General features: G+C 68.8%; 13 protein-coding genes. 9 read left to right on the top strand and 4 right to left on the bottom strand.

Annotation, left to right across the window (positions count from 1 at the left end; genetic code table 11):
• Positions 1–76: 76 nt before the first annotated feature.
• Positions 77–799: a DUF305 domain-containing protein gene (locus ABD259_RS08975; RefSeq protein ID WP_344104039.1), complete on the bottom strand. Its 723-nt coding sequence runs from the start codon at positions 797–799 to the stop codon at positions 77–79.
• 283 nt (positions 800–1,082) lie between these two features.
• Here ABD259_RS08975 and ABD259_RS08970 point away from each other — a divergent pair, with 283 nt between their 5' ends.
• Positions 1,083–2,498 carry an LVIVD repeat-containing protein gene (locus ABD259_RS08970; protein WP_344104042.1) on the top strand — a complete coding sequence of 472 codons (1,416 nt, stop codon included), beginning with the start codon at positions 1,083–1,085 and terminating at the stop codon, positions 2,496–2,498.
• Between the two features lie 157 nt (positions 2,499–2,655).
• Here ABD259_RS08970 and ABD259_RS08965 read toward each other — a convergent pair whose 3' ends face one another.
• Positions 2,656–3,885, bottom strand: coding sequence for a hypothetical protein (locus tag ABD259_RS08965; protein WP_344161439.1), 1,230 nt, complete (start codon positions 3,883–3,885; stop codon positions 2,656–2,658).
• A gap of 144 nt (positions 3,886–4,029) precedes the next feature.
• Here ABD259_RS08965 and ABD259_RS08960 point away from each other — a divergent pair, with 144 nt between their 5' ends.
• The 8 genes from ABD259_RS08960 to rodA all read left to right on the top strand — a co-directional run bounded on the left by ABD259_RS08960 (position 4,030) and on the right by rodA (position 12,661).
• The gene (locus tag ABD259_RS08960) at positions 4,030–5,379 is read left to right on the top strand and encodes a bifunctional folylpolyglutamate synthase/dihydrofolate synthase (RefSeq protein WP_344104046.1); all 1,350 of its coding nucleotides are present in this window, start codon (positions 4,030–4,032) and stop codon (positions 5,377–5,379) included.
• Positions 5,380–5,381: 2 nt separating this feature from the next.
• A complete protein-coding gene (locus ABD259_RS08955; RefSeq protein ID WP_344104049.1) occupies positions 5,382–5,705 on the top strand; it encodes a DUF4233 domain-containing protein in 324 nt (107 codons plus the stop codon).
• Positions 5,706–6,065: 360 nt separating this feature from the next.
• Positions 6,066–6,476 (top strand): nucleoside-diphosphate kinase, encoded by a 411-nt coding sequence (gene ndk, locus ABD259_RS08950; protein ID WP_344104052.1) that lies wholly within the window; start codon positions 6,066–6,068, stop codon positions 6,474–6,476.
• A 235-nt stretch (positions 6,477–6,711) separates the two neighbouring features.
• Positions 6,712–7,746 (top strand): rod shape-determining protein, encoded by a 1,035-nt coding sequence (locus ABD259_RS08945; protein WP_344104054.1) that lies wholly within the window; start codon positions 6,712–6,714, stop codon positions 7,744–7,746.
• Positions 7,743–8,684 (top strand): rod shape-determining protein MreC, encoded by a 942-nt coding sequence (gene mreC / locus ABD259_RS08940; protein ID WP_412759398.1) that lies wholly within the window; start codon positions 7,743–7,745, stop codon positions 8,682–8,684. Before ABD259_RS08945 ends, mreC begins: the two co-directional genes overlap by 4 nt.
• Positions 8,681–9,214 carry a rod shape-determining protein MreD gene (gene mreD / locus ABD259_RS08935; RefSeq protein WP_344104056.1) on the top strand — a complete coding sequence of 178 codons (534 nt, stop codon included), beginning with the start codon at positions 8,681–8,683 and terminating at the stop codon, positions 9,212–9,214. Before mreC ends, mreD begins: the two co-directional genes overlap by 4 nt.
• Positions 9,211–11,394, top strand: coding sequence for a penicillin-binding protein 2 (gene mrdA, locus ABD259_RS08930; RefSeq protein ID WP_412759399.1), 2,184 nt, complete (start codon positions 9,211–9,213; stop codon positions 11,392–11,394). The genes mreD and mrdA overlap by 4 nt, the downstream gene beginning before the upstream one ends.
• Positions 11,395–11,482: 88 nt before the next feature.
• A complete protein-coding gene (gene rodA / locus ABD259_RS08925) occupies positions 11,483–12,661 on the top strand; it encodes a rod shape-determining protein RodA (protein ID WP_344104058.1) in 1,179 nt (392 codons plus the stop codon).
• A 170-nt stretch (positions 12,662–12,831) separates the two neighbouring features.
• On the opposite strand, the gene ABD259_RS08920 is transcribed toward rodA, so the two are convergent.
• Together ABD259_RS08920 and ABD259_RS08915 are read right to left on the bottom strand one after the other, a co-directional pair.
• Complete coding sequence (locus ABD259_RS08920) at positions 12,832–13,368, bottom strand: DUF4870 domain-containing protein (RefSeq protein ID WP_344104060.1); 537 nt, start codon at positions 13,366–13,368, stop codon at positions 12,832–12,834.
• Between the two features lie 165 nt (positions 13,369–13,533).
• Positions 13,534–14,027: DUF4870 domain-containing protein (locus tag ABD259_RS08915; RefSeq protein ID WP_344161436.1), on the bottom strand; the 494-nt coding region annotated here is incomplete at its 5' end.

The following is a 14,027-nucleotide window of genomic DNA, read 5'->3' as shown; positions in this document are numbered from 1 at the left end:
ACCCTGTACGTACCAACGGCCGCCGGTTCCGCCGACGGCCGTCAGTGTGTTCCGGGGAGGGCGGGGAGAGCCGACGCTATCGGACAGCTTCGCGCATCCGCTTGATCTCGGCGTTCTGTTCGGCGATGACGTCGCCGGCGAACTTCAGTACGGCCGTGTTCTTGCCGTCGATGCTGATGTCCTCGGCCATGTCGATGCCGCCCTGGTGGTGGGCGATCATCAGCTCGGTGAACAACGCGTCGAACTCCGTGCCCGTGGCCCTGCCCAGGTCGTCCATCTGCTTCTGGGTGGCCATGCCGGGCATCTGGGAGTGGTCGAGGTTCGTGGGGCAGGTGACGTCGCCCCCGTGGTGGGACCCGCCGCCGTTCTGCCCGTCCTCGTCGTCGTTGTTGAGACCGCAGTAGTTGTGGTGGTTGGGGTTCTCGCGGGCGGGGGCGTAGACGTGCTCCTCCAACCACCCCTCCATGAACTCGATCTCCGCGGCCTGGGCGGCGGCGATGCGGTCGGCGATCTTCGTGATCGCCTCGCCCTCGGCCCGCTCCTCGGCCAGGTCGGACATCTCCAGGGCCTGGCCGTGGTGTTCGATCATCTGCCGCATGAAGTCAACGTCGGCCTCGTTGTGTCCGGTCTCCTTGGCGGCGTTCGCCAGGCGCTCCGCAGAGGCGGGGGTGGGCGAATCGCCGGGGGCGCCGGGGTCCAGGGCGGGCGGGCCGTCCGCGGCGTCCTGACCGGATCCGGAGCAGGCCGTCGCTCCCGCGAGCACCAGGGCGGCTCCCGCCGCCAGCATCCAACGCCGCACAGACGGCTCCTTCCGGTTCGGGCCGGATCACGCGCGGCCCTGATCGATGTCGAGCAACCTTGCGCGGCCGCACCGGCCGTCCCGGGAGTTTCTACTCGTCCGATGCGTGATTTGTCCAGTATCCCGGTGGTTCGCCCCAGGTAACGGTTGTGTGATCGTTCTCCGGGTGATGGGTAGCAAATTGTCCAGACTTGGTCGGAGGATGCGGCAACTCTGTACAACAAGCCGGAGGATTATGTAGTTTTCTCATATTTCGGCGTGCATCGGAATAAAAGGAGTCCAGATGCTCATATCCCCCACGCCATCCACGAGAAGGGGCGCACGGTCACACACCAGACGCACCCTTCTCACCTTCGCCGGAGCCGCGTCCCTGGTCCTGGGGGCGGCGGCCGCCCCCGCCGCGGCCCTCGACAGCCCGGGCGCTGACGACGTCGAGACCAGCGACAACGTCACCCACGTGGCGAACTTCCCCAAGCCGTCCCCGGTGGACAACACCAACTCCGACCTCGCGTTCACCGGCGATTACGCGATCTCTGGAAACTACGACGGCTTCGTCATCTACGACATCTCCACCCCCGAGTCCCCGAAGATCGTCAGCACCGTGCTCTGCGAGGGCGGCCAGGGCGACGTCACCGTCAGCGGCGACCTGCTGTATTTCTCCGTCGACTACCCGCGGACGGGCGAGGAGTGCGGCGCGGCGCAGAGCTCCCCGGCGGACCCGAACGCCTTCGAAGGCATGCGGATATTCGACATTTCTGACAAGTCGGCGCCGAAGTACGTCTCCGCCGTGCGGACCGACTGCGGCTCACACACCAACACGCTGGTGCCGGGCAAGGACGGCACCACCGACTACATTTACGTGTCCTCCTACGCGCCCTCCGACCGGTACCCGAACTGCCAGAGGCCGCACGACAAGATCACGATTATCGAGGTCGACAAGGACGACCCAGCCTCGGCGGCGATCGTGAACGAGCCGGTGCTCTTCCCGGACGGCGGCAACCACGACCAGCCCGGCCTACTGCGGCCGACCGAGGGCTGCCACGACCTCACCAGCTACCCGTCGAAGGACATCGCCGCTGGTGCCTGCATGGGCGACGGCATCCTCATGGACATCAGCGACCCGGTGAACCCCGTGGTGACCGAACGCGTGCGGGACGGCAACTTCGCGTTCTGGCACTCGGCGACCTTCACCAACGACGCCAGGACCGTCCTGTTCCACGACGAGCTCGGCGGCGGAGGTGCGGCCACCTGCAACGAGCGCATCGGCCCCAACCGCGGCGCCGACGCGATCTACTCCCTTAATGGCGGCGAACTCGACTTCGAGGGCTACTACAAGATTCCGCGCCACCAGACCGACACCGAGAACTGCGTGGCGCACAACGGCTCCCTGATCCCCGTTCCGGGCCAGAACTTCTTCGTGCAGGCCTGGTACCAAGGCGGCGTCTCCCTCATCGACTTCAATAACCCGAGCGCCCCCAAGGAGATCGGCTACTTCGACCGCGGTCCGATCAACGAGAACAGGATCACGAGCGGCGGCAGCTGGTCGGCGTACTACTACAACGGCTACATCTACTCCAACGAGATCGCCCGAGGCTTCGACGTCCTCAAGGTCGACGACCGGCGGCTCAAGCCGGCCGAGAAGGTCACCTACGAGGAGTTCAACCCGCAGAGCCAGCCGCGCTACAAGCCCAGCCGCTAGAGGGCCCGGAGCAGACCGCGCGCGGATACCTGGTCAGCCCACGAGACCGCTGACAGGTCGGTGGCCCGCGATCCCTCGGGGGTCGCGGGCCACCGTGTGCCCGGGTGCCGGCTCGCCGCCCGCCCGCTTTATTCGGGCGCTGCCGCGGACGGAGCACTCAGGCCGAGAACAACCGGTCGGTCTCGGCGTCGATGACCTCCAGAACGCGGCCGGTGAAATACACCGTGCCCAGGACCAGCACGTAGGCGCCCATGGCGGTGATGTCGGCCGGGGCCAGTGTTTCGGCCTCGATGACGTTCCACGCGGCCGGACGAGCGTGCTCGAAGCGCAGGTGTTCCTCGGGCAGCCGAGCGAACGTCACGGGGATGGAACCGAGCTCGGCGATGGCGCCGTCGACATCCTTGTGGTCGGGGAAGCAGATCAGCGCGTGGTCGACACGCGGCCACACCCGCCGTGCGTGCTCCAGCGCCGCCTGGATACCGGCACGGTTGATCGCCGAGTCGATGAGCAGCTCAGTGCCGCCGAGCGTGTGCCGGGACAGTCGCGCGGGCAGCCGCAGCGTGGACAGCACCTGGTTCACCCGTTCGGGGCGGGCCGGTTCCCGCCCCAGGACCGCCAGCATCCGCTGCGCGGCCGCACAGCCCAGCTCCGCCGACGCCGCCGACAGACCGGGCGGGAGCACCTCCGGCGACGGTCCCGCACCCGACCCGGGGTACACCACGTCGGGCCGCACCCGACCCGACGTCACCTCGGCCACGGCGTGATCCACCACCTTGGCCACCTCCTCGGTCTGCGCCAGCCGGACGAACCCCTCGGTCCGCTCTCCGGCGACGAGCGCCTTCTCCCGGGCGATCTCGGCCACGGTGTCCCCCAGCAGGCCGACGTGTTCGGCGAACACCTTGGCCATCGCCACCACCAGCGGCTCCAGGAGCCGCAGCTCGTCCCGGTGCCCGCCAATCCCCGCCTCGACGACGCAGACGTCGGCGCCGCGGCGCTCCGCCTCCAACAGGCCCGCGGTCATGAACAGCGCGTTGGGGGAGAGGTAGCCGTCCTCCGACGGCGGCCCCAGACGCTCCCGGGCCGTCTCGATGCGCTGGGCAACGGCGTCCAGCGCCGCCTCGTCGATCGCCACCCCGTTGAACCGGACGCGTTCCCGGTGACTGCGGAAACTCGGGCCCGTGACCGTTACCACGTTCAGCCCCGCGGCCGCCAGGCAGGCCGACGCGTAGGTGGCGGTGGTCCCCTTCCCCTTGGACCCCACGACCCCCAGCACGGGGGGTCCGGAGACATCCAGCTCACGCCGCAGGTCCAGGGCGCGGGACAGGCTGCGGTGGTAGCCCTGGCGCTTGAGGCGCCATTCGGCGAAGAAGGTCTCGAAGCTCGGCATGCCCCTAGTAGTACAACACCGCGGCGCTCCCCCCGACACACGTTCGACCAGCGCCGACCGGCGCGGCGGTGCGCTTTGGCGTGCGTGTCCGGCCGTGCGAATGAGTAGGCTGAAGGGCGTGCAGACCCCGACCCATCTTCCGTCGTGAGTAGCAAGAGCGCCCACGAGCGCTACACCCAGGTCATGGCCGAGATCACCGCTCGGCGCGTCGAGACCGACATCGAGCCGTCGACCGACCGCATACGGGCCCTTCTCGACCTGCTCGGCGAGCCGCAGCGCGCCTATCGCAGCATCCACCTGACGGGGACGAACGGCAAGACGTCCACCGCGCGGATGATCGACGCGCTCCTGCGCGAGCGTCAGCTGCGCGTCGGCCGCTACACCAGCCCGCACCTGCGGACCATGCGCGAGCGGATCGTCATCGACGGCGAGCCCATCTCCGAAGAGTTGTTCGTCGCCGCCTACGACGACATCCGGCCGTACGTCGAGATGATCGACGCCGACTCCGACGTGCCGCTGTCGTTCTTCGAGGTGCTCACCGCCATGGCCTACGCCGTGTTCGCGGACACCCCGGTGGACGTGGCCGTCGTCGAGGTCGGCATGGGCGGCAGCTGGGACGCCACCAACGTGATCGACGCCGACGTCGCCGTCGTCACCCCCATCGCCATCGACCACACCGAGTTCCTCCCCGACACCGTCGAGGGCATCGCCGAGGAGAAGGCCGGGATCATCAAGCCCGGCTCGGTCGCGGTCCTGGCCCAGCAGCAGCTGCCGGCCGCGGAGGTGCTGCTGCGGCACGCCGCGGAGACCGGGGCCCAGGTGGCCCGGGAGGGGATGGAGTTCGGCGTCGTACAGCGCGAGGTGGCGGTGGGTGGCCAGCAGCTCTCGGTGAAGGGTCTGCGGGGCGGCTACGAGGGGATCTTCCTGCCGTTGTTCGGCGCCTACCAGGCCGGGAACGCGGCCGTGGCCATCGCGGCCGTCGAGGCGTTCGCCGCGCCGGCCGAGGGCGACGAGCGGCTTGACCCGGAGCTTGTGACCACCGCTCTGTCCGGGGTGGAGTCCCCGGGCCGCCTGGAGGTCGTGCGTACCAGCCCCACCGTGCTGGTGGACGCCGCGCACAACCCGGCGGGGATGGCGGCGTCAGCGGAGACGCTGCGGGAGGCCTTCGGGTTCACCCGCCTGGTGGGGGTCGTCGCGATCATGGAGGACAAGGATGTCGAGGGCATCCTGGAGCCGCTCGAACCACTGCTCACCGAGGTTGTGGTCACCCGAAACTCTTCTCCGCGCAGCCTTAGCCCCGAAGGGCTGCGGAGTGTCGCGGAGCCGATCTTCGGAGCCGAGCGGGTGCACGTGGCCCAGCGGCTCGACGACGCCATCGACATGGGCGTCACCCTGACCGAGGAGACGGGTGAGTTCGGCGGCACGGGTGTCCTGATCAGCGGGTCGGTCGTGACCGCCGGGGACGCTCTCCACCTCATCAAGGGGGAGCGGTAGCCATGCGGACGATCTGCGCGGTTGTGCTCGCATTCGAGGTTATCGTCATCGGCCTGGCCATCCCGGTGGCCATCCAGGTCGGCGGGTACTCCCCGGCAGTGGCCGGCGGTGTGTGGGGCGGACTGGCCGCCGCCGCGCTGGTACTCGCCGCGCTACAGCGGTTCCGCTGGGGCTTCTACGCCGCCTGCGTACTCCAGGCGGCCTTTCTGGCCAGCGGTTTTCTCGTTCCGGGTCTGGCCGTGCTGGGTGTGATCTTCGTGGGACTGTGGATCGCCGGCGTACTGCTCGGCCGGCGTACCGACGCGAACGCGATCGAGCGAGCGTAGGCGTCGGCACCGCGTGCCGGAGGCTGTTGTGTGTCGGCGGTGGAGTGAGTGAGGAGTGTGAGCGCGGGGGAGGTGCCTGCGCGAACGCGATCGAGCGAGCGTAGGCGTCGGCACCGCGTGCCGGAGGCTGTTGTGTGTCGGCGGTGGAGTGAGTGAGGAGTGTGAGCGCGGGGGAGGTGCCCCCGTCTTCCGAATCCCTTGCGTACTCACCCGTTCCGCCTCGGAATGGGTTGGTAAGGCGATAGGGTTACGGATGGCCGGGTCGGCGGTCGTCGCAGCTCTTTTCCCTATTTCGGGCGCGCGGTGTCCTCCTGCCGAGTCCCCGCCGATCATCAGCTAGCAGCCGAGGAGAGAAGTACCGTGGAGCGCACCCTTGTCCTGATCAAACCCGATGGCGTTCGCCGCAACATCATCGGGGAGGTCATCAGCCGCATCGAGCGCCGTGGCCTCAAGATCATCGCGATGGACCTGCGCACGCTGACGCCCGATGTCGCCAAGACGCACTACGAAGAGCACGCTGAGCGTCCGTTCTTCGAGTCGCTCGTCGAGTTCATCACCGGCGGCCCGCTGGTTGCCATGGTGGTCGAGGGCGAGCGCGCCGTCGAGGCTTTCCGCGCACTGGCCGGCGCCACCGACCCCGTCGCGGCCAGCCCCGGAACCATCCGCGGTGACTTCGCGCTGGAGGTCCAGCAGAACATCGTGCACGGCTCCGACTCCACCTACTCGGCGGAGCGCGAGATCAAGTTGTTCTTCCCTGACCTGGCCGCCTGATCGATTCCGACGCCGGGGATCCCGCGCCGGGCACCACCCGGCGCTTTCTGTTCCTTGCCGGGCTGTGGCCAGGCATTTTCTGTCCTTGACAGCCCCATCAATTCGGTGTGTTTAGCGTAACCATCGAAGTGCCGAGCGTTACGATACGAGTACTGAATCCGCTTCGTGCAGGAACGAGACCGTATTGGCCGCCCCATGGGTGCAGCACCTGATTTGGTGCCGCTGAGGACGATTCATGACCAACAATCTCGCCTTTCTCGGCCGTGACATGGCGGTCGACCTCGGGACCGCGAACACCCTGGTGTACGTGCGTGGACGAGGCATCGTGCTGAACGAGCCCTCGGTCGTCGCGCTGAACACCTCCACGGGAAAGATCGTCGCGGTCGGCATCGAGGCGAAACAGATGATCGGGCGGACACCCAGTAACATCACGGCCGTCCGGCCGCTCAAAGACGGCGTCATTGCCGACTTCGAGATCACCGAGCGCATGTTGCGCTATTTCATCCAGAAGATCCACCGCAGACGGCATTTCGCCAAGCCGCGCGTGATTGTGGCGGTGCCGAGTGGGATCACCTCCGTGGAGCACCGGGCCGTCAAAGAAGCCGGATACCAGGCCGGGGCACGCCGCGTGTACATCATCGAGGAGCCCATGGCCGCCGCCATCGGCGCGGGGCTCCCGGTCCACGAGCCCACGGGCAACATGGTTGTCGATATCGGCGGCGGTACCACCGAGGTGGCGGTTATCTCCATGGGAGGCATCGTGACCTCCCAGTCCATCCGGGTGGGCGGCGACGAGCTCGACGAGGCCATCATGACCTTCGTCAAGAAGGAGCACTCCCTGATGATCGGGGAGCGGACCGCCGAGGAGATCAAGCTCGCCATCGGCTCGGCCTATCCCACCGGAACCGAGGAACTGCACGCCGAGGTACGCGGGCGCGACCTGATCAGCGGGCTGCCCAAGACCGTGGTCCTCTCGGCCGTCGAGATCCGTCAGGCCATCGAGGAGCCGGTCACCGCGATCATCGACGCGGTGCGGACCTCGCTCGACAAATGCCCGCCCGAGCTGTCGGGCGACATCATGGACCGGGGAATCGCCGTCGCGGGCGGAGGCGCCCTGTTACGGGGGCTGGAGGACCGGCTGCGCCACGAGACCGGCATGCCCATCCATCTCGCTGAGAACGCCCTCGACTCGGTGGCCATCGGGTCGGGTACCTGCGTCGAGAACTACGAGCGCCTCAGCCAGGTGCTGGTCCCGGAACGGCGGCGGTGAGGGTGGGGCGCGGCACCTCACGGTCGCGGCTCGCTCTGCTCCTCGCCCTCGCCCTCGCCCTGCTCATCCTCGATGCCCGCGACGAGGAAAACCCCGTCTCTACCGCCGCCCGCGCGGCGGGCGACGCTGTCTTCGCGCCGGTCTCCGCCGGTGTCTCCATCGTCGGCGCGCCGTTCCAGGGCACCTACCGGGCGCTCGTGGCGGCGCCGGGCGCCCACGAGCGGATCGCCGAGCTTGAGGCCGAGAACGCCAGGCTGTCCGCCGCCTTGGCCGACCGCAAGCGCGACGATCGCCGAGCCGAGGATCTGGAGCGGCTGCTCGGCCTGTCCGGTCTCGGGGGCTACGAGATCGTCCCAGCGCAGGCGGTGACCCAGGTGACGTCCCGTGGCCTGGCCTCGGCCGTCACGATCGATGTCGGCACCCGCGACGGCGTCCACCCCGACATGACCGTGCTCAACGGCGACGGCTTGGTCGGCCGCGTGACCCGCGCGGGGAAGGAAACCTCCACGGTCCTCCTGCTCACCGACGCCGACTCGGCTGTCGGCGCACGGCTCGAAGGATCTCAGAGGATCGGCGTGGCCGAGGGCGGCTCGCGGAGCATCGGCGACAGCGTTCCGCTCAGATTCGAGCTGATGGACGCGGACGCGCAGGTGCGCGAGGGGGACAGGATCGTCACCCTGGGATCGCACGATGGCGCGCCCTATGCTCCCGGCGTCCCCATCGGAACGGTGACCAAGGTGCGCGACACACCGGGCGCTCTCAGCCGCATCGCGGACGTCGCCCCGGCCGCGGACGTCGCCGCTCTGGACATCGTCGGCGTGGTCGTCGCCGGGCCCGAGAAGGATCCGCGGGACTCGGTGCTCCCCCCGTCACCGGAGCAGCGGCCGGACGCGGCCAAGCGCCCGCAGGAGGTCATCTCATCTGGGGAGGCGCGATGAAGCCGCTGGTGACGACCCTGCTCCTCATCACAGCGGTGCTGGCCCAGGCCGCGGTCGTGAACCGGCTGCCGCTGCCGTGGGGCATCGGCCCGGACCTGGTGGTGCTCGTGGTCGTGGCGGTGGCCCTAGCCACCACACCGATGACGGGCGCGGTGATCGGTTTCACCGCCGGACTGGCCATGGATGTGCTCCCCCCGGCCGACCACGAGCTGGGTCGCTACGCGTTCGTGCTCTGTCTCGCCGGGTACCTCGTCGGATACGCGCCGTCCTTCGGCGTTCGCTCCTACCCGGCGGCCGCTCTGGCGGCGTTCGGGGTGGCGACCGGCTACTCCCTCATTGGGCTCCTGATCGGCGACCCCCGCGTCACGCTCGCCGGCGCCGCCTCCGCCATCCTGCTCAGCGTGGCCATGACGATGCTGGTGAGCCCGCTGGTGATGCACCCCGTCGGTCGGATCATGCGCCACCTGTCCCGTGACGACTTCGCCTCCATCGCCGGAGCGCCCTGGGCAGCGGGGAGTCTGCGCCGATGAGACGCCGCTGGAAGAGCTGGCACCTCCGCAAGCGGAGGCCGGCGTCGAACTATGCCCCACGCCGCCCGCCCGGCGTGATCACCATGCTGATCGCCCAGCTCCTGGTGTATTCCCTGTTCGCGGTGTTAGTCGGGCGCATGTGGTACCTCCAGGTACCGATGAACGACCACTACCGCGACCTCGCGGTGGCCAACCACTCACAGAAGCTCATCGTTCCGGCCACGCGCGGGCAGATCCTGGACGCGTCCGGGCGCCCCCTCGTGCGCAACCGCACCGAGCTGGTCGTCTCCGCTGACTACCACGCGCTGCAGGCCCAGAAGGACAACGGCGCGGCGGTCCTGCGCAAGGTTGCCAAGGTCCTGGAGGAGTCGGAGGAGGAGCTCCGGAAGCGCGTCCGGCTCTGCGGCCCGGAGGTGAGCCGGCCGTGCTGGCCGGGCTCGCCCTACCAGCCGGTGACGCTGGCCGAGGGGGTCGAACCCAAGGTGGCGCTGCAGATCCTGGAGCGGCAGGAGGACTTCCCCGGCATTACCGCCCAGCAGCACGCCGTCCGCGAGTACCCCCATGGCGAGCGTGCCGCCCAGGTGCTCGGCTACCTGCAACCGGTCACCCAGGAGGAGCTGGAGGCGCGTGAGGAGCTGCGCGTCCAGTTCAGCGGGGTCGACCATGTCGGACGCGATGGGCTGGAGGCAGAGTACGATTCCCAGCTGCGCGGCAACGCCGGGGTCCGGACCCTCGGAGTGAACAGCAAGGGCCGCATCATCGGTGTGTTGGACGAGACGTCGCCCCAGCCCGGTATGCATCTGGTGACGCACCTCGATGAACGGGTCCAGGCGGTCACCGAGAAGGCGCTGAAGCGGGGGATGAAGCGCGCTCGCACCCTCGGCCGGGGGTATGTGGCCGACTCCGCGGCGGCCGTGGTGCTCAACATCCGCAACGGCGGGGTGATCGCCATGGCGAGCATGCCGACCTACGACCCCGAAGTGTGGAATGGCGGCATCGACCAGGACGACTACGACAGGATGCTGAGCAAAGACGCCGGGGAGCCGTTGATATCCCGGGCGTTGCAGGGCCAGTACCCGCCCGGCTCGACCTTCAAGGTCTCCTCTCTGTCGGCCGCGGTGCGCAACGGCGCCTCGCTCAACGGCACCTACTCCTGTCCGGGCTCCATCAGCGTCGGCAACCGCTCCTTCAGCAACTACGCCGGGAAGGGGCACGGCAGCATCAGCCTGCACCGCGCGATCGTGGTCTCCTGCAACACCGTCTTCTACAAGTTCGGCTACGACATGTGGCGGGAGGACGGCGGTGTGGAAGGGACGAAGAACCCCAAGGAGGTCATGGCGAACACGGCGCGCGACTTCGGTTTCGACGAGCCCACCGGCATCGACCTGCCGAACGAGAGCTCCGGCCGCATCCCCGACCGGCAGTGGAAACGCGAGTTCTGGCAGGCCACGCGCGAGCAGAAGTGCAAGCGTGCGAAGACGGGCTACCCCGAGGTCGATAACCCGTCCCGCGCCGCCTACCTCAAGAAGCTGGCCAGGGAGCACTGCGAGATCGGCTACCAGTGGCGCGCGGGTGAGGCGGTGAACTTCGCCATCGGGCAGGGCGACGTGCTCGTCACCCCTCTGCAGCTGGCCAACGCCTACGCCGCCATCGCCAACGACGGCACCCAGTACGAGCCGCGGGTGGGCAAGGCGTTCGTCTCCGCCGACGGCAAGCAGACCAAGGAGATCCCGCCGAAGAAGGCCGGAGAGCTCAACGTCGACGACCGGACCCTGAAGTACCTCCAAAAGGCGCTGACCCAGGTGCCCAAGAAGGGAACGGCGGCGGGCGCCTTCGACGGCTTCCCGCAGGACGAGGTGTCCATCGCGGGCAAGACGGGGTCGGCCACCATCGTCGGGAAGAAGACCACCTCCTGGTTCGCCTCCTACGCCCCGGCCGATGACCCGCAGTTCGCCGTGGTCGTGCTGGTCTCCCAGGGCGGTACCGGCGGTACCACCTCCGCGCCCATCGCCCGGGAGATCTACGAGGGGATCTACGGCTTCGCCCCGTCCGAGGGCGGCGACGAGGAGGACGGCGAGGGCGGCACGAAGAAGGTCGAACCCGCGTTGCCCGGCGGGAAGCCTCCCTCGGAGCTGCCCGAAATCCGCCCCGACGGGATCATCGCCGCGTCGGGCGAGTGACCGTGCGGAGTCGAGGGGGCGGCAAGGAACCGATGGCTGAAGGACAGCGAACCGCGCACCACACCGGTCACGAGCGGCAGGACACGCGATGATTCCCTACACCAGCCCGCACCTGCCCCACCCGAGCCTGAGTGGGCGGGTCGGCGGCCTCATCGCCTCGGGGAGACCGCGCCGCTTCGACTGGGTCCTGCTGGCGGCCGTCCTGGCGCTTTCCGCGATCGGGGTGCTCCTGGTCGGCGCCGCGACCTATGACCCGGCTGACCCGGAGGGCGCCCTCGGCTATGTGGAGCGCCAGCTCCTCCACATCGCCGTGGGCGCGGTGCTGTGCCTGCTGATCGCCGCGGTCGACTACCGGACGCCCCGCGCCTACGCCCCGATCGTGTACGTGGCCTCCCTGATCGGCCTGGTGGTGGTCCTCACCCCGCTGGGTGAGACCATCAACGGCTCCCAGGGGTGGATCGTCATCTTCGGGTTCCAGGCCCAGCCCGGTGAGTTCGCCAAGGTGGGGCTGCTGCTCGCCATCGCCATGCTGCTGGGCGAGCCCCGCGACGGAGAGCACGCCCCCACCACCCGCGACGTGGTGTTCAGTCTGATCGTGCTGTCGGTCCCACTGGCCCTCATCGCGTTCCAGCCCGACCTCGGCACCGATCTGGTCATCGGCGCCATCTTCCTCGGCATGCTCGCGCTGTCGGGAGCGCCCCTGCGCTGGGTCGTCGGACTGCTGTGCTGCGGCGCGCTCGCGGCGTTCAGCATGTGGTGGTTCGAACTGCTCAAGCCCTATCAGCTGGACCGTGTCGCCACCATGATCGACCCCAGCGCCGACCCGCAGGGCGCCGGGTACAACGCGAACCAGGCGATGATCGCGATCGGGTCCGGCGGGTTCAACGGCACCGGCCTGTTCCAGGGGGAGCAGACCAGTGGCCGGTTCGTCCCCGAGCAGCACACGGACTTCATCTTCACGGTGGCCGCCGAGGAGCTGGGATTCATCGGCGGCATGGCGGTCATTGGCCTGCTGACGCTGATCATCCAGCGCATTCTGCGGGTGGCCGCCGGGTGCTCCCAGCCCTACGCGCGACTCGTCTGCGTCGGTGTGGCCACCTGGTTCGCCTTCCAGAGCTTCATCAATATCGGGATGACCCTGGGCGTCGCACCGGTCACCGGACTGCCGCTGCCCTTCGTGTCCTACGGCGGCACCGCCACCGTCGCCCACCTCATCGCCATCGGGCTGGTGGTCAGCATCCACGCCCGCGACCGCGGATTCGACTGACGCGGACGCGACAGAGCGAGCGCTGGCGTGGATGCCGTCGCCGAGGGCCGGGTCGCTTCGGCGGTTGAGGCAGCGAGGAGGGTGAGCGGGCAGACAGCACTGACACCCCACCGGGGAGGGTGCGGGCGCCCCGGGGCGCCCGCACCCTCCGAAGACGCTATCGGCGTCGGTCACTCCAGGATCGGCACGCTGACGGGGTAGGAGTACCACTCGCCCTTGTTCGCGGCCACAGCCGCCACGATCCCCATGATGATCGAGGCGACCCAGACCGCGAAGAGGGTGAAGACGCCGATAAGGACCAACGTCAGCACCCACGAGACGACGGAGCCGATGAACACCAGGATCTGGAAGTTCACCGCTTGGGCGGCATGGTGCCGGACGAACGGCGACTCGTCCTTCTTCACCAGGTAGAGCACCAGCGGTACGAGGAAGCTCAGGAAGACGCCGCCGAGGTGGGCGAGCAGCGCCATGGTGCGCTCGTCCGGGGTGGACGCTCCGCCGGGCTGCTGCTGATAGGGCTGGTGGTACTGCCCGAAGTAAGGCTGCTGCGGGTAGGGCGGCTGCCCCATGCCCGGGGGCATGCCCGGAGCGCCCTGCGGGGGGCCGTAGCCCGGCTCACCGCCGGGCGGGGGAGAGTACCCGCCAGGGTGGTTGTAGGGGGTGTTCTGCCCGTCGTCCGGCGGGCCGGGCGGATACGGGTTGCTCATGGTCTCCTCCGATTACTGCCGGCCGAACCGGTCGATATGACACATCCGCCTTTCGCCACGGTAGCCCCGGTACGGGTGTGGCGTGCGAGTACGGGTGTCCTCCACCGATGAGACGCCGCGGTGGGCGGGCCGGTTCCGGACTGCCCACCGCGGCTCCTCGGACCTCTACTTCACTATCCGGATCGCCAGGGGGTAGCGGTACCAGGCGCCCTTGTTGGCACCGAGGGCGCCCAGCACCCCGAACACGATGGCCAGCGCCCAGAAGACCGCGATCAGCACCGAGCCGATCCACGACTGGTCGGGGTAGAAGACACCGAGCCCCAGGAACACGATCCAGGACAGCGCGTAGGGGATGAGCAGCGTCAGCTGGAAGTTGAGCGCCTCACTCGCGTGGTGCCGGACATAAGCCGAGTGGGTCTTCTTCACCTGGAAGACGATCAGGGCGGGCAGCCAGCCGAGACAGGCCATGATGAGGCCGGAGAGGTGCGCGATCATCGCCCACGTGGTGTCGTCCGCGGCGCCCGGCTGTTGCGCAAAGCCGGGCTGCGGGAACTGCTGCTGGTCGTAGCCCATTCCCGGCTGGAGCGGCTGCCCGAAGGCGGGCTGTTGGGGCTGCTGCTGGGGGTGGTGCGGGGGGTAGGGCTGCGGTTGCTCGTAGC

The organism is Nocardiopsis rhodophaea (genome assembly GCF_039530945.1).
Lineage (GTDB): Bacteria > Actinomycetota > Actinomycetes > Streptosporangiales > Streptosporangiaceae > Nocardiopsis_C > Nocardiopsis_C rhodophaea.
The sequence above is the reverse complement of the archived record's forward strand: the minus strand, read 5'-3'. Positions and strand labels throughout refer to the sequence as shown.